The sequence below is a fragment of the Nonomuraea sp. NPDC049750 genome (assembly GCF_040659625.1).
GTDB lineage: Bacteria > Actinomycetota > Actinomycetes > Streptosporangiales > Streptosporangiaceae > Nonomuraea.
In genome coordinates this window covers 46,584-66,419 of the sequence record NZ_JBFANB010000008.1, presented here as the reverse complement: position 1 = coordinate 66,419, position 19,836 = coordinate 46,584, and the positions used below count along the sequence as shown (strand labels likewise).

Here is a 19,836-nt window from a genome sequence, read left to right as displayed (position 1 = left end):
ACTCCACACGTCTCTGGACCGCCCCGAAAGGCGGCCGCCGCCGACCTCCCTCGGTCTGCTCGGCCATCCAGCCAATCGGACCGTCTGCGCGGGCTTCCACGTAAGCCCTCCTTCTGTGTCCCCGCGAGCCTCCCACGCGCCACCGACAGAATCCGCCGCGCCAGCCGCGTAGCCAAACACGGCTGTCGGCCGTGATGTGCCAGCATGAGTCGGTGAACGAGCCATTGCCGGAGCCTCGCGAGGTCAGCCTTCTGGAAGTCGGCCGGCTCCGCTTGATCGAGGACGCCGCGCCGCGGGTGCCGCCCGCTGAGCGAGTGGCCATGGATCGCCTGTGGGAGGAGGCGGTCCAGGCCAACCCCTGTCTCTTCGATGGGCCGGTGGTAGCGTGCGCGCAGCTGGATCGGGATGGGCCGCACAGCTTGGTGCTCACCTGGGCGAGGACGACCTACCGGCACCGCGCTCTGGGGCGGGTTCCGGGGGCCACCTCGTGGCTGCCGTCCCTTTTCGTCGCCGTCGCGCAACCGGCGACTGATGATGGGAGGCTGCTGGTGGGGCGGATGTCGGCGTCGACGGCCACTCCTGGTCGCTGGCAGCTACCTGGTGGAGCGGTCGAACCGCCCGCCGAGGGTGTGGGCCTCGATACGGCCGCCCTACGCTGGCACGCCGCTCGGGAACTGGCCGAGGAGACCGGCCTCGACACAGCGCCGAGTGAGCTGTCCCTGTGGCTGGTCACGCGCGGCGAGAACGGGAGCGTGGGCGTGGTGTTCCTGGCCCCGCATCGGCCGGCGTCGCTGTTGCGCGAGCGGTTCGCCGCTCTGACGTCCGCCGAGACGGCACAGGGACGCGATCCGGAACTGGAGAAGATCGCTTTCGTCCAATCCCCGACCGAGGTGGCAGGCCTGAAGGGCACGTGCGTGGACTACCTGGCGCCGCTCGTTCGCCACTACGTCAACTCGGGCTCCTAGAAGCGGATGAACCGGGAGGCCACAGGCTGTTGTGGGAGGCTTTCCAGATCGTTTGATGTGCTCCTCCACATAAATTGTGGAGGGTTCCTGTGCTGCTTACGCAGCAGCTCGCAGCGCGGGTGCGGGCGAGACTGTGGGACAGGATGCTTGACGCTTCACCGGCCCCGCCATCGCGGAGTCTCCACGTCCTGTGACCGCCCATGCGGCGGCAGAGTTGTACCGATGAAGCAGGTTTCGGGCGGCGTTGGTATCAGCGTTGCCGATCCATCCGCACGCCGGGTCCTTGCACGCGAACCGCGACTGCCTCTCGCGTGACCCTTTCGTGGTGGTGTGGCAGCGGTGACACTCCTGGCTGGTGCCGCACGGGTCGACCCTGGCGACCAGGCCGCCACGGTCGGCCGCCTTGTAGGTCAGCAACTCCACCGTCCGGCCCCACGCCTGACCCGCGATCGACCGGTTCAAGCCCCACTTCTGAGCGACGCCCCGCCCCGGCTCCTGCACCGTCCCAGACGCCGAGGCCATCATGGCGGGGATGTTCAGGTCTTCCACCACGATCGCGCTGAACCGCCGCGCGAGGTCGGTCGTGCGCTGCTGCTGCCAGTCGACGGCTCGGCGCTTGGCTGTCGCGCGAAGCCGGGCGATCTGGTCATAGGTGCGGCGCTCCCGATTGGAGACCGGATCGCCTTTGCCGCGTGCGGCACGCTGACGGGCGCTCTTGCGCTCCAACCGCAACAGCCGCTCACGCTGCCCGCCAGACAGCCACGGACCGTGCCGAAGATGCTCCCCGGTGGACAAAGCCAGCGGCACCGCGATACCCCGATCCATGCCCACCTTCGGCCCGGCGTGCGGCACCGGAGCGGAGACGAGCAGTACGGTACGGAAGGCGATGCTCCACCCGTGAGCGTCTTTCACCAGGCGAGCCCCGGTGATTCTCCCTGCTGGCCCGCCCTTGGTGAGGCCGGGCAGGTCTTTGGTCCACCGGAACCTCACCCGCCCGAGTTTGGGCACGTTCACCGCGCCCCACCTGCGATTGATCCTGGTGATCTGCAAGTCACGGGCTTGGGGGGACGTCCACCGCCATCCGGCACCCGAACCGGCCCTTGAACGTCGGCTGCTCGGCCGGGTGATCGGGGTTGAAGAAGTTCGCCCACGCCTGCCGGTAGATCTTCAGCACGGCCTGCGCGGCCTGAGCGGGCAACTACCCATCCACGCGATCTCGTGGCGGGCCTGCCGAATCGCCGCGTCGCACTCCTTCAGCGACGCAAGGCGGCCCTGACGGAAGGTCGCGAACTCATGCAGCAGGTTCCACACGGCACGCGCGGTGTGCGCCTGAGCGTCCAAGACGGCTGCCTGCCGCTTGTCCAACGCCAAGCGCGCCACATGCGCACGAGTCCGCTCCACCTGCTCCACGCACTGATCGTATCGTTTGGTTAATGTCACCGCGATGGAATCCGAATCCCGATGTGAGAAGGGGACAACATGTCGTCTATAATCTTCAGGTCCATTTGGTTTTCGTGACAAATTTAGCGTTTGTGACAAAGGATCGGCGTGGGGTGTTCACCGACGAGATGCTGATCCGCTGCGAGGAACTCATGCGCGAGGTATGCGCCGACTTCGAGGCCGAACTGCGCGAGTTCAACGGCGAGCACGACCACGTCCACCTGCTGGCCCGCTATCCGCCCAAGGTCGCCCTGCCCAAATTCGTCAATTCGCTGAAGGGGGTCTCGGCCCGGATGCTTCGCAAGGAATACAGCGCACACATCCGCAACTACCTCTGGGGCGGACATTTCTGGTCTGATTCCTCTTTCACACCGGATCGGTCGGCGGGGCGCCGCTCACCGCGCTCAAGCAGCACATCGAGCAGCAGAAACAACCCGCATGAGTAAAAGTGAGCTGCCGACAAACCTGAAAGGCCAGAACACCCTCGCACCCTGGCGGGCACACCCAGGTGAGCGCGCATCGGGTCGCCGGGAGTGCCACGTGAAAGTTTCACCCGATCCCGGCTGTTTCCGCTGGTGTCGCGGGCGGGCGCGGGTGGGGGCTGTGGACTGCCAAGGGAATGGCGGAGCGGTGGCCTAGAGTCGATATTGGGAGCGCTCCCAATATCGACCTCGACGCACCGGCCAAGCGACGCACCGACCAAGAATGGCGGGCCATGAGAAACGCGAGCATGAAATGGACGGCGCGGGCGGCCGTGACGCTGCTGGTCGCCGCCGTGCTGGTCGTCGCTGCGCTGGGCGTTCCCGGGGGTCCCGGCACAGCCGCCGGGCAGGCCGTTTTCGCGTCGGCCGCGTACCCGTACCAGGATCCGAGCCTGCCCGTGCCCACCCGGGTGGCCGACCTGATGGGCCGGATGTCGCTGGATGAGAAGCTCGGCCAGATGACGCAGGGCGAGCGCGGCTCGGTCAGCGCCGCCGACGTCACGACGTACCGGCTCGGCTCGGTGCTGTCGGGCGGCGGCTCCGGGCCGTCCCCGAACACGGCCGCGTCTTGGGCGGACATGTACGACAATTTCCAGAACGCCGCCCTGGCCACGCCGCTGGGCATCCCCATCCTGTACGGCGTCGACGCCGTGCACGGCCACAACAACGTCGTCGGCGCCACGATCTTCCCGCACAACATCGGGCTCGGCGCGACCCGCGACCCCGCGCTGGCGCAGCGGGTCGGCCGGGCCGTGGCCGAGGAGGTCTCCGGCACCGGCGTGGACTGGGATTTCGCGCCCTGCCTGTGCGTGGCCCGCAACGACCGATGGGGCCGCACGTACGAGTCCTTCGGCGAGACGCCCGAGTTGCCCTCGTCGATGGCCACGATCGTGACCGGCCTGCAGGGCACCGCGCTGAACGGCCCCGCCTCCGTGCTGGCCACGGCCAAGCACTATCTCGGCGACGGCGGCACCACGGGCGGCGTGGACCAGGGCGACACCCAGCTGTCCGAGGCCGACCTGCGGGCGATCCACCTGCCGCCGTTCAAGGCCGCGGTGGAGCGCGGGGTGGGCTCGGTGATGATCTCCTTCAGCAGCTGGAACGGCGCCAAGCTGCACGGGCACCAGTACCTGATCACCACCGTGCTCAAGGGTGAGCTGGGCTTCTCCGGCTTCGTGGTCTCCGACTGGGACGGCATCGACCAGATCGACGGCGCCGCCGGCACCTCCGCGCTCGACGTGCGCACGGCCGTGAACGCCGGCATCGACATGGTGATGGTTCCCACGGCCTGGCGGCGGTTCATCGACCTGCTGCGGGCCGAGGTGCAGGCGGGCCGGGTGACCACGGCCCGGGTCGACGACGCGGTCCGGCGCATTCTGACGAAGAAGTTCGAGCTCGGCCTGTTCGAGAAACCGCTGACCGACCGGTCCTACACCGCGACCGTCGGCAACTCGGCGCACCGTGCCCTGGCCCGCGAGGCGGTGGCCAAGTCGCAGGTCGTGCTGAAGAACGGCGGGAACATCCTGCCGCTCGCCCGGGGCGGCAAGATCTTCGTGGCGGGCAAGAGCGCGGACGACATCGGCAACCAGAGCGGCGGCTGGACGGTCTCCTGGCAGGGCTCGTCCGGCGCCATCACCCCCGGCACCACCATCTTGCAGGGCATCAGGAACAGCGCGGGCTCGGCCACGACCGTCACCTACAGCCGCGACGGCAGCGGCATCGACGGCTCCTATCGCGTGGCGATCGCCGTGGTCGGCGAAACGCCGTACGCCGAGGGCCAGGGCGACCGCCCGGGCGGCCTGGGCCTGGACACCACCGACCTGAACACCCTCGCCACCCTGCGCGCGGCCGGGGTGCCCGTCGTGGTCGTGCTGGTCTCGGGACGCCCCCTCGACATCGCGGCTCAGCTGCCCAACTGGAATGCCCTCGTGGCCGCCTGGCTGCCGGGCACCGAGGGCCAGGGCGTGGCCGACGTGCTGTTCGGCGCGGTGCAGCCCACCGGCAAGCTGCCCGTGACCTGGATGAGCAGCGCCTCCCAGCAGCCGATCAACACGGGCGACGGCAAGACGCCGCTGTTCGCGTACGGCTTCGGCCTGACGTACGGGCAGGCGCAGGACGACACCAGCCCGCCCACCGCGCCCGGCACGCCGGTCGCCTCCGAGATCACCTCCTCGTCCACGCGCCTGTCGTGGTCCGCCTCGTCCGACAACGTGGGCGTGGCCGGCTACGACGTGGTCCGGGTGCAGCCGACGGGCGAGACGACGGTGGCCACGGCCACGACCACCACGGCCACCGTCACCGGCCTGGCCGCGAGCACATCCCACACCTTCGCCGTCTACGCCAAGGACGCCGCCGGCAACCGCTCGCCGCGCTCGGGGACGGTCACCGTGACCACGCGCGCCGACGGCGGGACGGGCGGCTGCACGGTCACCGCGACGACGCAGAGCCAGTGGAGCACCGGGTACGTCATCCAGGCGGCGGTGACCAACACCGGCACGAGCGCCGCGAACGGCTGGGGCGTCACCTTCACCTTGCCGTCCGGCCATCAGATCACCGGGTCGTGGAACGCCGCCCTGACGGTGAGCGGCCAGGCCGTCACGGCGGGCAACGCCGCGCACAACGGGACGCTGGCGCCCGGCGCGAGCACGTCCTTCGGCTTCCAGGCCAGTCGCCCGGCCGGCGACACCCACCTGCCATCCGACTACGCCTGCGCGTTGAAAATTACATCGTAGGAGGCGGCCGAACGCGCAGCTCGCGGGGCCGGCGCCGCGACAGGCGACGGATCAGATCATTGTTGACGCGTCGAAAACTGCGTAGCGTACGAGTCCCCGTCATTGACGATGATCTCGACAGATCGGTCAAGGAGCCCGCCATGCGCGTGCGAACGACCCCGTCCCTGATCATGATTCTCTTGGCCGCCGTGGGGCTCGTGGTAACGAGCCCCAACGCCGCGCAGGCGATCGGCGGCTTCGACTACTCCCGGGCGCAGGTGTCCGCCACCGGCCTGCAGGTGCCGTGGGGGCTGGCCTTCCTGCCCGACGGCAGCGCGCTGGTCTCCGAGCGCGGCACCGCCAGAATTCTCCAGGTACGCCCGGGACAGACCCCGGTTCGGGTGGCGACCGTCAACGGGGTCGCCGCCTCCGGCGAGGGCGGGCTGCTCGGCATCGCCGTGTCGCCGACGTACGCCCAGGACCAGTGGGTCTACGCCTATTTCTCCACGAGCAACGACAACCGGCTGGTCCGGTTCCGGCTGAACGCGCCGCAGACCCAGAACGTCCTGTTCTCCGGCGTGCCGCGGGCCTCCATCCACAACGGTGGCCGCATCGCCTTCGGCCCCGACGGCCAGCTGTACCTGTCCACCGGCGACGCCGGCAACACCGCCAACGCACAGAACCTGAACACCCCGGCGGGCAAGATCCTGCGCATGACGCCGAGCGGCGGCGTCCCGGCGGACAATCCCTTCGGCGGCTCCCGGGTCTACAGCTACGGCCACCGCAACGTGCAGGGCCTGGCCTGGGACGCGCAGGGCAGGATGTACGCCAGCGAGTTCGGCCAGAACACCCGGGACGAGATCAACCGGATCGTCGCGGGCGGCAACTACGGCTGGCCCACCTGCGAGGGCGTCTGTGGTAACCCGTCCTTCCGCGACCCGATCGTCACGTGGTCGACGGCCGAGGCGTCGCCGAGCGGGCTCGCGTACGCCAACGGCACGCTGTTCGCCGCCGCCTTGGGCGGGACCCGGCTGTGGACCGTCCCTCTGACGAGCGCCGGCGGGGCCGGAACCCCGGTCGCCGAGCTGCGGGGCACCTACGGGCGGCTGCGCGCGGCCGCGGTGGGACCGGACGGATGGCTGTGGGTGACGACCAGCAACCGCGACGGGCGCGGCGCCCCGGTGGCCCAGGACGACCGCATCATCCGCATTCCCCCCACTGGCACGCCCTGAGCGTCAGTGTCCGGCGTGCTCCTGGGGCTTGGCCACCACCCAGGCCCGGGCGGAGCCCACCTGGCGCTCCAGGTCAGAGAGGAGGGCGGCCAGGTTCTCGTGGTCCATGTACGCGGTCTGCTCGATGCTCGATCGGTGTGTCTCCACCTGCCCCGCCAGGCTGTTGATCTTGCTCAGGGTGTCGCTTAGGTCCCGACTTTCCTGCTGATTCAGATCGCACATGCCTTCACAGTAAATACCGCCCCTCCGGCCGTACATATATCCGGCAAGTAGGTTGTGGGTGGCTGAAGGCTGCGAGGATGGGCGCATGCGCTTCGCCCGGGCTCTGGTCTTCGCGGTGGTGTGTGCCGCCGTGACGGCGGCCGGGCATGCCTTCGCGGGCGGCGCGGCGGTCGCGCCCGGCGTCATGGTCCTGGGCGGGCTGGGCGCGCTCGGCCTGGCGTACGGCCTGGGCGGGCACGAGCGCGGACCCGAGGTGGTGTTCGGCGCCACTGTGGGCACGCAGGCAGTGCTGCATCAGCTGTTCGGGGTGACCGCGCCCAGCGACGGGCACGCGCATCTGACCGTGGGCATGCCGCTGGCGCACCTGACGATCGCCGTGCTCACGGGCTGGTGGCTGCATCGGGGTGAGAGCGCGTTCTGGCTCATGCTGCGCCTGGCGGGCCGTCCCCGGCTCGCCGTGCCGCGCCCGCTTCGCCCGGTTCTCGCCCTCGCTCCGCTACGCCGGGCGCCGGCGCGGGCGCCGCTGAGGTCGTCGATCACGGTCCAGATCGCGACCGCGGAGCCACGCAGAGGACCTCCCACGAGGGGAGTCACCGCATCGCCAACACTTCCCTCGTCATGGAGTCCACCTTGCCTTTCCTTTTTCGCCCAACGCTTTTCCGCCCAACGCTTCTTCGCCCAACGCTCCTTCGCCCAACGCTCCTTCGCCCAACGCTCCTTCGCAGAACCCTGGTGGCGGTGATCGGCTGCGGGCTGTTCCTCGCCGCCACCGCGCCCGCCGCCCTCGCCCACGACAGCCTCAAGAGCAGCTCACCGGCCAAGAACGCCACCGTCTCCGGTGTCCAGACGATCGAGCTGGAGTACTCGTCACGCGTCCGCTTCCCGCTGGTGGTGCTGCGCACCGCCGACGGCAAGACGATCCAGCTCGGCGAGCCGCAGGCCGACGGCCCCAAGGTGCGGACCGCCGTGCCCACCCAGCTGGCGGGCGGCTCATACGTCATCGCCTGGCGGGTGGTCTCGTCCGACGGCCACCCGATCGAGGGCGAGATCCCCTTCACCGTGAAAGGCGCCGCCGCCGGCGCGACGGCGTCCGCCACCGAAGCCGCCTCGGCCGCACCCGCCACTTCGGCGGAGGGCACCCGACCTGCCGCTGCGGCGCAGGGCGGGGGCATCCCGGGCTGGCTCTGGGGCGGACTCGCCGCGCTGGTGGTGGCCGGGCTGGCGGTCTGGCTGCTGTCCAGACGAACCAGCGGCCCCAGCGGGCCCAGCGACCCCGACAGCCCCGTCGGCCCGGACGGTCAGCCGACCGCGCCGACGGAGCAACCGGACGTACCAGCCGGACCGTAGACATACCGGCCGGGCAAGCGGACGTACGGGCAAGGGCAACCGGACGTACCGGCGAGGCCGTAGCCGACCCATCCGGTGTCAGGGCACCATCCACCCCAGCACCGGCGTCGACTGCAGGACCACCAGCACGCAGAGGATGAGCAGCAGCACGGCGCTCCAGCCGATCACCCGGCGGAACAGGTTGCCCTCCTCCCCCACCAGGCCGACCGCGGCCGTGCCGATGGCCAGGTTCTGGGGCGAGATCATCTTGCCCATGACGCCGCCGGCGCTGTTGGCCGCGCCGAAGAGCTCCGGCGGGATGTTCAGCTGGCCCGCCGCGGTGGTCTGGAGCTTGGCGAACAGGGCGTTGGCGCCCGCGTCCGTGCCGGTGATCGCGACGCCGAACCAGCCGACGAGCGGTGACAGGAAGGCGAAGAACGCGCCCGCGCCCGCCAGGAACAGCCCGAGCGTCTGGATCTGCCCCGAGAACTGCATGACGAAGGCCAGGGCGAAGACCGACAGGATGGTGACGATGGCCCAGCCGAACTGCCGGATCGTGGCCCCGTAGGTGGCCAGCGCCGAGGCCGGGCTGATCCGCAGCACGAGGAGCGTGAGCAGCCCGGAGACGAACAGCAGCGTCCCCGGGTGCGCGGCCCACGGCAGCTCGTAGACCACGGGCACGGCCTTGCCCGCCGGGTTCACCATGTCGAACCCGGGCCAGGCGGGCTTGACGGTGAAGCCGGCGAGGTAGGTCTTGATCGCGGGGATCTGCGCGATGGAGAACAGCGCGATGATGATCGCGTACGGAGCGAAGGCCGCGATCTTGTCGCCGGTGGTGTCGCCGCCGGGGCGGCCGTGGGTGCGGACGAACGCCGGGTCGTCCACGGAGCCGCCCGCGATCGGCGTCGGGCTCGGCGTGAACCCGACCGTCTCGGCCGGCTTCCAGATCTTGCCGAACGCGACCAGCACGATCGCCGAGACCAGGGCCGCCGCGATGTCGGTGAGCAGGTAGTTGACCTGGGACATCAGGATCTGCGTGACGCCGAAGCTGAGCCCGGCGACGAGCGCGGCGGGCCACGCCTGGCGCAGGCCGCGCCGCCCGTCGGCGACGAAGATCAGGATGAACGGCACGAGCAGCGCGATGAACGCGGTCTGCCGGCCCGCCATCGCGCCGAACGGCTCGGGCGGCAGCTCGGTGACGCTGCCCAGGATGGTGATCGGGTTGCCCATGCCGCCGAAGGCGACGGGTGCGGTGTTGGCGATGAGCGCGATGACCGCGGCGCGCATCGGCTCGAAGCCGAGGGCGATGAGCATGACCGCGCAGATGGCGATCGGTGAGCCGCCGCCGGCCAGGGCCTCGATGAGCGCGCCGAAGGAGAACGCGATGACGATGGCGGTGATCCGCTTGTCGTCGCTGATGCCCTGGAAGGCCCGGCGCAGCACCGCGAAGTGGCCGCTGCGCTCGGTCATCTTGTAGATCCAGATGGCATTGAAGGTGATCCACAGGATCAGCAGCACCGCCCTGGCCGCGCCGTACAGGGCGGAGTCGAGCGCCTGCGTGACCGGCATGCCGTACGCGAAGGGCAGGATCGCGATCAGGAAGCCGACGACCAGGCCGGAGATGCCCGCCCAGTGCGCCTTCCACTTGAAGACGCCCAGCAGCACCAGCACCGCGAGCAGGGGCAGGGCGGCCAGAAGGGCGGACAACCATAGGGAGCCGGTGGGGTTGAAGTTCTGCTGGTACACCGCGCGCCTCCGGGGGTAGGCGTTCCATTGGATAGAACAGTGTTCCGTGTCTAGGATCGTAGGACGCCGAACAACCGGAGGGAAGAGATGGAAATACGGCATGCCACCGCTCCCGACCAGATCCGCCATTTCGGCACCGCGGAACTCCGCGCCCGTTACCTCGTCGAGGGCCTGTTCGGGCCGGAGGTGGACGGTGTCTACACCCACCAGGACCGGATGGTCGTCGCCGGGGTCAGGCCGAGCGGGAAGGCCCGGCTGGGGGCGTTCGACCCGCTGCGGTCGGAGCACTTCCTGGAGCGCCGCGAGCTGGGCGTGATCAACATCGGGGAGCCGGGCACCGTGGAGGTCGACGGCGTGCCCTACGAGCTGGACCTCAAGGACTGCCTGTACGTCGGCAGAGGCGCGCGCGAGGTGACGTTCGAGCGCGGCACGTTCTACCTGGTATCAGCCCCCGCGCACGAGACGTTCCCGACCACGCACGCGCGGCTGAAGGACGTGGATCCGGTACGGCTCGGCGGCGCCGACGGCTCCAACGACCGGACCATCTACAAGTACATCCACCTCGACGGCATCCGCAGCTGCCAGCTCGTCATGGGCGTGACCGTGCTGGAGCCCGGCAGCATGTGGAACACCATGCCGTGCCACACCCACGACCGCCGCACCGAGGTCTACCTGTACTTCGACCTGCCGCGCGAGGAGCGGATCGTGCACCTGATGGGCCGCCCCGACGAGACCCGCAACCTGATCGTGGCCAACGAGCAGGCGGTGATCTCGCCGAGCTGGTCGGTGCACTGCGGGTTCGGCACGCGCAGCTACGCGTTCGTGTGGGCGATGGCCGGAGAGAACCAGGCGTTCGACGACATGGACCAGGTCACGATCACGGAGATGCGGTGACGGATGGAGCTGTTCTCGCTCACCGGCCGGACGGCGCTGGTCACCGGGGCGCGGTCGGGGATCGGCCGGGCGATCGCGGTCGGCCTCGCGCGGGCCGGGGCCGACCTCGTCCTGCACGGCCATCGCGACGACCTCGACGAGACCGAGCGCCAGGTGAAGCCGCTCGGCGCGGACGTACGCAAGCTCGTGCTCGATCTGGGCGACCCGGCCGCGATCAGGCCCGCGCTGGAGCCGGTCCTGGCCCGCGGCGAGGTGGACATCCTGGTCAACAACGCGGGCACGATCAGCCGGGGCTCGACCAGCCTGGACGACTGGCGGCGGGTGATGGCCGTCGACGTGGACGCCGTGTACGTGCTCAGCCAGGCGCTGCTGGAGCACGGCGCCACGAAGATCATCTCGATCGCGTCGCTGCTGTCGTTCCAGGGCGGGATCAACGTGGCGTCCTACGCCGCGGCCAAGCACGCGGTGGCCGGGCTGACCAAGGCGCTGTCCAACGAGTGGGCGCCACGGGGCGCGCAGGTCAACGCCATCGCCCCCGGCTACATCGCCACCGACGTCACCACGGCCCTGCGGGAGGACTCGGGGCGCGAGCCGGAGATCAGGGCGCGGATCCCGGCCGGGCGCTGGGGCGAGCCCGCGGACCTGGAGGGGGCGGCGGTGTACCTCGCCTCGCGCGCCTCCGACTACGTCACCGGCCACGTGCTCGTCGTGGACGGCGGCTGGCTGGCCCGCTGAGTATGCTTGATCGGGTGGAACCCAGGCCGAGCACCGCCATCGACAAGGCGCTTTGGGTGCTGGAAGCCCTCGCCGAGCACGAGAGCGTCACCAAGATCGCGACGGCGACGGGCCTGCCCAAGTCGACGACCCACCGCATCCTGCAGTCGCTGGCCGAGCACGGCTTCGCCCGGCCCGACGGCGGCGGCGGCTACCTGCCGGGTCCCAAGATCCTCACGCTGGCCGGCCGGATGCTGGCCCGCTTCGATCCCGTACGCCAGGCCTCGCCGGTGCTGCAGCGCCTGCACGACCAGACCGGCTACACCGTGCACCTGGCCGTGCTCAACGGCGACGAGGCCGTCTACGCCGCCAAGCTGGAGGGCCGCAAGCCCTACCAGATGCCCTCGCGCGTCGGCATGTCGCTGTGGCTGCACTCCAGCGGGATCGGCAAGGCGATGCTCGCGGCCATGTCCGACGAGGAGGTGGCGGGCATCGCCACCCGCACCGGGCTGACCAGGCGCACGCCCGCCACGATCACCACGCAGGCCGCGCTCCGCCGCCACCTGGCCCGGATACGGGAGTGCGGCTTCGCGATCGACGACGAGGAGAATGAGGCGGGCATCCGCTGCGTCGCCGCGGCCGTCTTCGACCACATGGGGCACGTGGTGGCCGGGGTGAGCATCTCGACGCTCACCCACGAGCTGTCGGTGGCGGACGCCGAGGAGCTCGGGCCGCTGGTCGCGACCACCGCCCACGAGGTCTCCCGCACCCTGGGCGCCCCGATGGAGCTGCCAGCCGGTTAGGCGGCCCTGTGGCGCTCGTACAGCTGGCCGAGGCGGTCGATGCGCCAGAGCTGGCCGAGCACGACCAGCGTCGCGCCGAAGACGGCGGGCCACACCTCCAGCGCGACCAGTCCCCAGGCCAGCAGCGCGAACCCGGCCAGCCCCACCGCGATGAGCAGGCGCTGCACCTTGCGATGATCGCCGACCACGAGCGACCGGTTCTGGAACCACATCTTCTCGCCGTAGATGCCCTTGGCCGTCCAGCTCGTCGGCTGCTCGATCGCCGGGAAGGCGTGCGGGTTGACGATCAGCCAGACGACGACCAGGGCCACCGGCACCAGGGACCACCAGCCGATCCACGTCCTGCTCCAGATGGCCAGCATCATCAGCGGGATGGCGGCGAACCTGGTCCAGACGCTCCACGGGTTGGCATGCCGCTTCCACGCCTCGTCGGTCATGCCAGCGGCCTGCGCGTATCTGTTCAGCACACTCATGCGATGAGCCCCCTTGCCAGCGCGTTGATGGTGGCGTCGAGCACCTGCTCGAAGTCGGGTCCGTATCTGTCGCGGTTGATCACCAGCAGGCCCGCGGTGCGCAGCACGCCCATCAGCACCTCCGGCGGGACGTCCGCGACGATGACGCCGTCGCTCTGCCCCTGGGCGAGGTAGTCGATCAGCGGCGTCATCAGGTGCGGGGTGACCCGGGCGAGCTCTTCGGGGCCGACCCGGCGGGCCACCGCCTCGAGCTCGTCGGGGCGGGTGAGCAGCCGCCGGTAGAACGGGTCGGTGGTGAGCGCCTCGATCATGCTCCGCATGAGCCCGGCCAGCGCTTCCACGCTGGGCGGCCGGTCGAGCGCGGCGGCCAGCAGCTTGCCCATCAGCGGCGCCCGGCGGACCATGACCTCCTTGTAGAGCTCCTCCTTCGACTCGAAGAACGCGTAGAAACTGCCTTTCGCGATGCCCGAGGGGGCGACCAGCTCGTCGAGCGAGGTCTTCTTCAGCCCCTGGGCGGCGAAGAGCTCTTCGGCGGTGTCGAGCAGCCGCGCGGTGATGCGCGCCCGATCGTCCGCCGTGAACGCCACAGCCATCTATGCCCCTATGACTACTATGGATATTCAGTCATAGCTTAGCACGAGGCGGGTGTTCCGCTTGGCGATGACGGCCGTGCCCTCCGGCGCCGGGCCGGGGTAGGCGTCGATGCGCAGGTCGCAGGCTTCCGGGCGGCCCGCCGCGTCCCATGCCTGGACGTGCGCGATCAGCTCCGCCGCCAGTGCCGCCCCGCCGGGGCCGTACCCGCGGGCCCGCAGCTCCTCCTCGGCCGCCAGTACGGCCAGACCGTCCCCGCTGACGATGCCCACCGTCATGCCGTAGCCCTGGGTGGTCACCGGGGCCCACCGCAGCCGCCCGGCCAGAGACGCCCAGCGGGGCTCGTGCAGCGCCAGCCACAGGCCCACCCCGCCGCCCATCAGCGACAGGCGGGGCAGCGGCGCCACACCGTCGGCGGCCACCTCGGCGAAGGGCTCCTCCAGCATCGCCAGGACGTCGCCCACCTCGCGCGGCTCGGGCAGCGTGAGCACCAGGTCGGCGTCGCCGTCCAGCATCAGCGTGACCTCGGGCCCGGCGGATGGCCCGCGCATGCGCATGAAACCGCAGGGCTCCACCGACCGGCTGGACCAGTGGTCGCCGGCCTGCTCCATGGCCACGGACACCTGCACACCGCGCAGGTCGAGCGGCACCACGAGCCGGCCGCCGGGCACCAGCTGCTCCAGCCACGCCGGAGCCAGGTCCCACACGCCGACGGTGGCGATCACCCGGTCGTACGGCGCCTCCGCGGGGAAGCCGGCCGCGCCGTCGGCGCACTCGACGGCCACCTCGGGATAGGCGGCGGCGTCGAGATGCAGCCGCGCCGCCGCGACCACGTCGGCGTCGATGTCGACGCTGACCACCCGGCCCTCCGGCCCGGCCAGGTGCGCGAGCAGGGCGGCGTTGTAGCCGGTGCCCGCGCCGATCTCCAGCACCCGGTGGCCGGGCCGGACGTCGAGCTGGTCGAGCATGATGCCCATGATCGCGGGCTGCGAGGAGGAGCTGATCGGACGGCCCTCCTCGTCGCGTTTGGTGACGATGGGCTCGTCCCGGTAGGCGGCCTCCGGGGCGAAGTCCGGCAGGAACCGATGCCTCGGGACCAGCCGGAACGCCTCCGCGACCCGCTCGCTCACCTCCCCGCGCTCGAGCAGCTGGGCGACCATGGCCTCGCGGTACTCGTCGAACTCCATACCCGACATGATTCCCGCGAGCGGCCAAGAATGCCTGGCAAAGATTTCGAGTCAGAAGGTTTGACCCGCCGAATGAGGGAAGGGCAGGCAGTTCATGTACGTCGATCGTGAGGAGGAGCCGTAGTGCTCACCCTGACAAACAACGCAGCCCAGGCGATTCGCGACTTGACCGCGTCCGCGCCCGAGCCTGCGCAGAGCGGCATCCGCATCTCGTCCCAGGGCGAGGGCTCGAGCTCGCTGACCCTGTCCCTGGCCACCGCGCCGGAGCCGGCCGACGAAGTCGTCGAGGCGGAGGGCGCGCGGGTGTACCTCGACCCGGTGGCCGCGACCGTGCTGGAGGACAAGTCTCTGGACGCGGGAGCGGACGACCAGGGCTCTGTGTCCTTCCTGGTGACCGACCAGCCCGTCTAAACGGGCCTTATCGGCCTGGCGAGCGGCCAGGCCGACTGAAACACGGACCACCGCCGGTCCGGTACGTACCGTTTGTCAGGCCGTACCGGACCAGTGGTTCGTCAGGCTGTACCGGACCGGCGGCCGCTCAGGCGCCGGCGAGCAGCTTGTGCAGGTAGCGGATCTGCTCCTCGTTCTGGAAGCCGCCGCCGCCCTCGTGGCCGTTCCACGGCCAGACGCTGATCTCCTTCGGCCCACGCCAGTGGTTGTAGGCGGCGAAGACCGTGGACGGCGGGCAGATCTGGTCCATGAGCGCCACCGAGTAGAGCGCGGGCACCTGCCCACGGGCGGCGAAGTTCACGCCGTCGAAGTACGACAGCGTCCGGAACACCTGCTCGGCGCTCTCCCGGCGGCTGGACAGGAACCGGACGATCTCCTGGTACGGGTCGCGGTCGGTGATCTCCACGGCCCGGCGGAAATGCGTCAGGAACGGCACGTCGATCAGCGCCGCCTTGATCGCCGGATGCAGCGCGGCGGTCGCCTGCGCGATGCCGCCACCCTGGCTGCCGCCTGAGGCGACGATCTGCGAGGCGTCCACGGCCGGGTGCGCGGCGGCCACGTCGACCGCGCGGACCGCGTCGGTGAAGACCCGCCGGTAGTAGTACTGGTCGGGGTCGAGGATGCCGCGGGTCATCATGCCGGGGGCCTGGGCATGGTCGCCACCGTACGGGTCGCCGGTCACGCCGGGGCTGCCCGGGCTGGCGCCGCCGTGGCCCCGGGTCTCCATCACGAACACCGCGTAGCCCGCGGCGGGCCAGGTCAGGTGGTGGTGCGGGAAGCCGCGGCCGCCGCTGTAGCCGATGTAGTGCATCACGCACGGCACCGGCCCCTCCACCCCGTTCGGCACCAGGAACCAGCCGTTGATCCGATGGCCGCCCCAGCCCGCGAACGAGACGTCGTACACGTCGACCGAGGCGAGCGGCAGGTCGTAGGGAGTGAACTCGGCCGCCGGATCGAACTCGCGTGCCTCCGCGAGCGTGCGCGTCCAGAAGTCGTCGAAGTCGGCGGGCTCGTCGCGGTCGGGGAGGTAGGAACGGAGCTGCTCAAGCGGCAGGTCGAACAGGGCCACGTAGGTCTCCAGCCTTGGTAGAGGTGCAGCTATTTCATAGCATCTGCGGGCCTTCGCGCTATTTGGGCCCCTCTACGGGGTTGACTGGGCTTTGACGGAGTGGTCCCATCTCCAGTTGTTAGGAAGCCTTCCTAACGAATTCGGCAGAAGGGCCAGCCGTGCACTCTCCAGCTCGGGCTCGCTTACGCTTACGCCCGCTGATCCTGCTCCCCCTCCTCACCCTCCTGGCCGCCACCCTGACCGCTCTGCCCGCGCGGGCGGCCACGGTCCGCTACGAGGCCGAGAACGCCACCGTCGTCCAGGGCGTCGTCGAGGCCAACCACACCGGCTTCTCCGGCACCGGCTTCGTCAACGGCGACAACGTCGTGGGCCCGTACACCGAGTGGACGGTCAACGCCCCCGCGGCCGGCACCGCGACACTGGCCATCCGCTACGCCAACGGCACCACCTCGGCCCGCACCGCGGACGTCTCGGTGAACGGCACCGTCGTCTCGGCCGGCCGCTCCTTCGGCACCACCGCCAACTGGAACACCTGGGCCACCTCCACGCTCACCGCGACGCTGAACGCGGGCGACAACACGATCCGCGTCACCTCGACGAACGCGGGCGGCAACCCGAACCTCGACTACCTGGAGGCCACGGTCGCCGACGCCCCCGCCAGCGAGTACCAGGCGGAGGCGGCCACCCTGTCGGAGGCCAGCGTGGCGACCAACCACACCGGCTACACCGGCACCGGCTTCGTCGACTACGTCAACGCCGTCGGCGGGTACATCGAGTGGAGCGTCAGCGTGGCCGACGCGGGCACCCACACCCTGACCTTCCGCTACGCCAACGGCACCACGGCGACCCGGCCGATGGACATCGCGGTCAACGGCTCCGTGGCCGCCGCCGGAGTCAACTTCGCCGGCACCGGCAACTGGGACACCTGGGCCGACGGCCAGGTCACCGTCACCCTGAACGCCGGCGTCAACACCATCCGCGCGACCGGCACCTCCGCCAACGGCGGCCCGAACGTGGACCGGCTGTCGGTCAGCGGCTCCGGCGGCCCGGACGGCCAGGCGCCGAGCGTGCCGGCCAGCCCCCGGGTGACCGGCACCTCGGCCAGCAGCATCTCGCTGGCCTGGAACGACTCCACGGACAACGTCGGCGTGACCGGCTACAAGGTCTACGAGGGCACCACGGTCGTGGCCACCTCGCCGACGGCCAGCGCCACGATCAGCGGCCTGACCTCCGGCTCCACCCACAGCTACACGGTCACCGCCGTCGACTCGGCGGGCAACGAGTCGGGCCACAGCGCCACGGTCACCGGCACCGCCACCGGCGGCACCACCGGGCCCACGGCCGACCAGCTGCTGGCCAAGGTCACGGCGTGCAGCCAGATCTCCAACGGCAAGTACAAGACCGACTCCGACGTCAGCACGGCGACGGTGGCGGTGTGCGAGAAGACCGGCGCGGTGTTCTGGAAGGGAGACATGGACATCGACTGCGACGGCGTACGCACGACGCAGTGCAACGAGGACACCGACTGCTGCTTCCAGAACGAGACGTTCTGCCAGACCAGCTCCGGCGGGCCGCTGAACGCGGCGCAGCTCGCCTACATGGTGGTGCCCAGCGCCAGCAGCATCTGGGACTACCGGACCAAGGGCATCGGCTGCGGGACGGTGGTGGCGATCGTCTACAACGGCCAAGTGGAGTACGCCGTCATGGGTGATACCGGACCGACGGGCATCATCGGTGAGGCGTCCTACCGTACGGCCGCCGACCTGGGCATCAACCCGGACCCGAGCAACGGCGGCACCGACAGCGGCGTGACGTACATCGTGTTCACGGGGTCGGGCACCAAGGTCTCGACCATCGAGAACCACACCCAGGCCACCAACCTGGGCAGGACGCTCGCCCAGCAGTTCCTCAACAACAACTGAAACCGCGCGGCCGGGGTAGAGGCGTCCGGGTGAACTATCACGTGATCAGGATCCCGGAATCCCACCTCTCCCCCGGCCTCATCCTCGACGCGCCGGCCGATCCGGTCGACTTCCTGCTGGTGTTCGGCGGCGACGACGCGGAGTCGCGGGCGCGGCTCCTGACCGACAACACCGGGCGGCCGGTGCTCCGGGTGGGCGGGTACGTGACCGGCCGGGGGACCGTCGTGCAGGAGCGGCTTTGGGCGGTGCGGGAGATGGCGCCACGCGACGGCCACCTCCGGCTCCGGCTGGGCGACTCGCTCACCTGACCGGAGGCACCAATACCGGAGGCACCAATATGGGGCACCATTGGCGGTTTCGGTCGCCCTTACGGGTGGTTTGGGCTAGTTTCGCCCTGTGCGTGCTCTAGCCAGACGGGCTGGTCGGCTGCTGACCGGGCTCGCGATCCTGGCGCTCTCGCCGATCGCGGGCCTGGCGGCGCTGGCCGGCATGGCGACGATCGGCGCCCCGCCGGACGTCTTCGCCATCACGGGGCTCGCGGTGTTCGCGTCGGTGTTCTTCCTCGGCCTGCTGCTGTGCGTGCCGAGACCGCGCCCGATCTGGGGGCGCTGGCTGCGGGCCCTGGCCATCCTGTCGGTGGAGGCCGCCGTGGTCTGGCAGGTCACGGCCGCCACCCTGCACGCCCCGCCGGGCGCGTCCGCGCCGCCGCCCGCCGTGGCCGGGCAGCGGGAGTGGCGGCTGGCGACGGGCTCCGAGCTGGCCTACGTACGGCTGACGCCCAAGCGGGCCACGCGGCCGGATCCGGTGGTGTTCCTGCACGACGGGCCGGGCACGGCCGACCTGGCGGGCGACTCGGCGTTCCTGGCCGGGCTGAGCACCGACGGCTACACCGTGTACGCCTATGACCAGCTAGGCGCGGGCCGATCCGCGCGGCTGACGGACCCGCGAGGGTACGGCCTGACTCGCGACGTGGCCGACCTGGAGGCGATACGGCAGGAGATCGGCGCTCGGCGGCTGATCCTGATCGGCCACGACTACGGCGCCCGGCTGGCCGCCGCCTACCTGGCGGAGCACCCGGACCAGGTGGCCAAGGCCGTCCTCACCTCCCCGGCCCCGCTCGACGGCCAGGAGGCCGCCTCCCCGTTGCCCCTCAACCCCCCGGAAACGGCCTCCCCTTTGGCTTCGAAGGCGGCCTCTCTGCTCGGCCTCAACCGCCCGCCGTCGCCGCGGCTCCTCGCGGTCTACACGCTCCTGCGGGCCGACCCCCAGGCCGCGCACGCCTTCGCCGGAGACCGCGAGGTCGAGACCGCCTACGGCAGCGGCTACGCCGGCCTGGCCCAGCGCGCCGCCCCGGACGGCCTGCGCCGGGGCCTGGCGGCCTCGACCGTGCCTGCCCTGATCGTCAAGGGTGTCCACGACCGACGGACCTGGTCGGCCGCCGCCGACTACCGCGCCACCCTCCCCCGGGCCGAGCTCGCCTACGTGGCGACCGGCTCGTACCGGGGCAAGCCTTACCTGAACGTCCTGCGCGCCTTCCTGGCGGGCCGACCGGTGCGGACCTACGACGGCGCGGGCCCGCCCCCCGGCTACCTGGGCCCCCGCTGACGGC

Annotated in this window: 20 protein-coding genes and 1 pseudogene; 13 read left to right on the top strand and 8 right to left on the bottom strand. The window is 70.6% G+C overall.

Annotation, left to right across the window (positions count from 1 at the left end; translation table 11 throughout):
* Positions 1-212 precede the first annotated feature (212 nt).
* Positions 213-965: an NUDIX domain-containing protein gene (locus AB0J16_RS22430; protein WP_358542429.1), complete on the top strand. Its 753-nt coding sequence runs from the start codon at positions 213-215 to the stop codon at positions 963-965.
* A gap of 96 nt (positions 966-1,061) precedes the next feature.
* On the opposite strand, the gene AB0J16_RS22425 is transcribed toward AB0J16_RS22430, so the two are convergent.
* Both AB0J16_RS22425 and AB0J16_RS22420 read right to left on the bottom strand, forming a co-directional pair.
* Positions 1,062-2,015 (bottom strand): transposase, encoded by a 954-nt coding sequence (locus AB0J16_RS22425; RefSeq protein ID WP_358542427.1) that lies wholly within the window; start codon positions 2,013-2,015, stop codon positions 1,062-1,064.
* 1 nt (position 2,016) lies between these two features.
* Positions 2,017-2,163, bottom strand: a complete 147-nt coding sequence (locus AB0J16_RS22420) for a hypothetical protein (RefSeq protein WP_358542424.1) — start codon at positions 2,161-2,163, stop codon at positions 2,017-2,019.
* A 235-nt stretch (positions 2,164-2,398) separates the two neighbouring features.
* Here AB0J16_RS22420 and tnpA point away from each other — a divergent pair.
* From tnpA to AB0J16_RS22405, 3 genes and pseudogenes are all read left to right on the top strand, one after another.
* Positions 2,399-2,847 (top strand): annotated as a pseudogene (gene tnpA / locus AB0J16_RS22415) (IS200/IS605 family transposase).
* Between the two features lie 273 nt (positions 2,848-3,120).
* Positions 3,121-5,619 (top strand): glycoside hydrolase family 3 N-terminal domain-containing protein, encoded by a 2,499-nt coding sequence (locus AB0J16_RS22410; RefSeq protein ID WP_358542421.1) that lies wholly within the window; start codon positions 3,121-3,123, stop codon positions 5,617-5,619.
* A gap of 140 nt (positions 5,620-5,759) precedes the next feature.
* Positions 5,760-6,830, top strand: a complete 1,071-nt coding sequence (locus AB0J16_RS22405; protein ID WP_358542419.1) for a PQQ-dependent sugar dehydrogenase — start codon at positions 5,760-5,762, stop codon at positions 6,828-6,830.
* A 3-nt stretch (positions 6,831-6,833) separates the two neighbouring features.
* On the opposite strand, the gene AB0J16_RS22400 is transcribed toward AB0J16_RS22405, so the two are convergent.
* Positions 6,834-7,052 (bottom strand): hypothetical protein, encoded by a 219-nt coding sequence (locus AB0J16_RS22400; protein ID WP_358542417.1) that lies wholly within the window; start codon positions 7,050-7,052, stop codon positions 6,834-6,836.
* Between the two features lie 85 nt (positions 7,053-7,137).
* Here AB0J16_RS22400 and AB0J16_RS22395 point away from each other — a divergent pair, with 85 nt between their 5' ends.
* Positions 7,138-7,794 (top strand): hypothetical protein, encoded by a 657-nt coding sequence (locus AB0J16_RS22395; RefSeq protein ID WP_358542415.1) that lies wholly within the window; start codon positions 7,138-7,140, stop codon positions 7,792-7,794.
* Positions 7,785-8,399: a copper resistance CopC family protein gene (locus AB0J16_RS22390; RefSeq protein ID WP_358542413.1), complete on the top strand. Its 615-nt coding sequence runs from the start codon at positions 7,785-7,787 to the stop codon at positions 8,397-8,399. Before AB0J16_RS22395 ends, AB0J16_RS22390 begins: the two co-directional genes overlap by 10 nt.
* Before the next feature lie 78 nt (positions 8,400-8,477).
* Here AB0J16_RS22390 and AB0J16_RS22385 read toward each other — a convergent pair whose 3' ends face one another.
* The gene (locus AB0J16_RS22385) at positions 8,478-10,124 is read right to left on the bottom strand and encodes an L-lactate permease (protein WP_358542411.1); all 1,647 of its coding nucleotides are present in this window, start codon (positions 10,122-10,124) and stop codon (positions 8,478-8,480) included.
* Between the two features lie 87 nt (positions 10,125-10,211).
* Here AB0J16_RS22385 and kduI point away from each other — a divergent pair, with 87 nt between their 5' ends.
* The 3 genes from kduI to AB0J16_RS22370 are packed head-to-tail and all read left to right on the top strand — an operon-like array spanning position 10,212 to position 12,535.
* Positions 10,212-11,018 (top strand): 5-dehydro-4-deoxy-D-glucuronate isomerase, encoded by an 807-nt coding sequence (gene kduI, locus AB0J16_RS22380; protein WP_358542409.1) that lies wholly within the window; start codon positions 10,212-10,214, stop codon positions 11,016-11,018.
* A 3-nt stretch (positions 11,019-11,021) separates the two neighbouring features.
* Positions 11,022-11,753: an SDR family oxidoreductase gene (locus tag AB0J16_RS22375; RefSeq protein ID WP_358542407.1), complete on the top strand. Its 732-nt coding sequence runs from the start codon at positions 11,022-11,024 to the stop codon at positions 11,751-11,753.
* Between the two features lie 14 nt (positions 11,754-11,767).
* Entirely contained in the window at positions 11,768-12,535 is a 768-nt protein-coding gene (locus tag AB0J16_RS22370; RefSeq protein ID WP_358542404.1) for an IclR family transcriptional regulator, read from the top strand.
* Here AB0J16_RS22370 and AB0J16_RS22365 read toward each other — a convergent pair.
* From AB0J16_RS22365 to fxlM, 3 genes are read right to left on the bottom strand one after another with little or no spacing between them, the layout of a single operon-like run.
* Positions 12,532-13,008 (bottom strand): DUF6653 family protein, encoded by a 477-nt coding sequence (locus AB0J16_RS22365; RefSeq protein WP_358542402.1) that lies wholly within the window; start codon positions 13,006-13,008, stop codon positions 12,532-12,534. The two genes, AB0J16_RS22370 and AB0J16_RS22365, sit on opposite strands and share 4 nt — an antisense overlap.
* Positions 13,005-13,601: a TetR/AcrR family transcriptional regulator gene (locus AB0J16_RS22360; RefSeq protein ID WP_358542400.1), complete on the bottom strand. Its 597-nt coding sequence runs from the start codon at positions 13,599-13,601 to the stop codon at positions 13,005-13,007. Before AB0J16_RS22360 ends, AB0J16_RS22365 begins: the two co-directional genes overlap by 4 nt.
* Positions 13,602-13,628: 27 nt before the next feature.
* Positions 13,629-14,786, bottom strand: coding sequence for a methyltransferase, FxLD system (gene fxlM / locus AB0J16_RS22355; protein ID WP_358542397.1), 1,158 nt, complete (start codon positions 14,784-14,786; stop codon positions 13,629-13,631).
* A gap of 123 nt (positions 14,787-14,909) precedes the next feature.
* Here fxlM and AB0J16_RS22350 point away from each other — a divergent pair, with 123 nt between their 5' ends.
* Entirely contained in the window at positions 14,910-15,197 is a 288-nt protein-coding gene (locus tag AB0J16_RS22350) for an iron-sulfur cluster biosynthesis family protein (protein WP_357957242.1), read from the top strand.
* A gap of 127 nt (positions 15,198-15,324) precedes the next feature.
* Here AB0J16_RS22350 and AB0J16_RS22345 read toward each other — a convergent pair whose 3' ends face one another.
* Positions 15,325-16,305, bottom strand: a complete 981-nt coding sequence (locus AB0J16_RS22345) for an acetylxylan esterase (RefSeq protein WP_358542394.1) — start codon at positions 16,303-16,305, stop codon at positions 15,325-15,327.
* A 158-nt stretch (positions 16,306-16,463) separates the two neighbouring features.
* Here AB0J16_RS22345 and AB0J16_RS22340 point away from each other — a divergent pair, with 158 nt between their 5' ends.
* From AB0J16_RS22340 to AB0J16_RS22330, 3 genes are all read left to right on the top strand, one after another.
* Positions 16,464-18,227: a glycoside hydrolase family 75 protein gene (locus AB0J16_RS22340; RefSeq protein ID WP_358542391.1), complete on the top strand. Its 1,764-nt coding sequence runs from the start codon at positions 16,464-16,466 to the stop codon at positions 18,225-18,227.
* A 29-nt stretch (positions 18,228-18,256) separates the two neighbouring features.
* The gene (locus AB0J16_RS22335) at positions 18,257-18,535 is read left to right on the top strand and encodes a hypothetical protein (RefSeq protein ID WP_358542389.1); all 279 of its coding nucleotides are present in this window, start codon (positions 18,257-18,259) and stop codon (positions 18,533-18,535) included.
* A gap of 88 nt (positions 18,536-18,623) precedes the next feature.
* Positions 18,624-19,832: an alpha/beta hydrolase gene (locus tag AB0J16_RS22330; protein ID WP_358542386.1), complete on the top strand. Its 1,209-nt coding sequence runs from the start codon at positions 18,624-18,626 to the stop codon at positions 19,830-19,832.
* The last annotated feature ends 4 nt before the right edge of the window (positions 19,833-19,836 follow it).

Bases quoted from the DNA above. Each gene is read 5' to 3' on its own strand.
- AB0J16_RS22410 (WP_358542421.1), top strand. From the start codon at position 3,121: ATGAGAAACGCGAGCATGAAATGGACGGCGCGGGCGGCCGTGACGCTG.
- fxlM (WP_358542397.1), bottom strand. From the start codon at position 14,786: ATGGAGTTCGACGAGTACCGCGAGGCCATGGTCGCCCAGCTGCTCGAG.
- AB0J16_RS22375 (WP_358542407.1), top strand. From the start codon at position 11,022: ATGGAGCTGTTCTCGCTCACCGGCCGGACGGCGCTGGTCACCGGGGCG.
- AB0J16_RS22395 (WP_358542415.1), top strand. From the start codon at position 7,138: ATGCGCTTCGCCCGGGCTCTGGTCTTCGCGGTGGTGTGTGCCGCCGTG.
- AB0J16_RS22400 (WP_358542417.1), bottom strand. From the start codon at position 7,052: ATGTGCGATCTGAATCAGCAGGAAAGTCGGGACCTAAGCGACACCCTG.
- AB0J16_RS22365 (WP_358542402.1), bottom strand. From the start codon at position 13,008: ATGAGTGTGCTGAACAGATACGCGCAGGCCGCTGGCATGACCGACGAG.
- AB0J16_RS22405 (WP_358542419.1), top strand. From the start codon at position 5,760: ATGCGCGTGCGAACGACCCCGTCCCTGATCATGATTCTCTTGGCCGCC.
- kduI (WP_358542409.1), top strand. From the start codon at position 10,212: ATGGAAATACGGCATGCCACCGCTCCCGACCAGATCCGCCATTTCGGC.
- AB0J16_RS22360 (WP_358542400.1), bottom strand. From the start codon at position 13,601: ATGGCTGTGGCGTTCACGGCGGACGATCGGGCGCGCATCACCGCGCGG.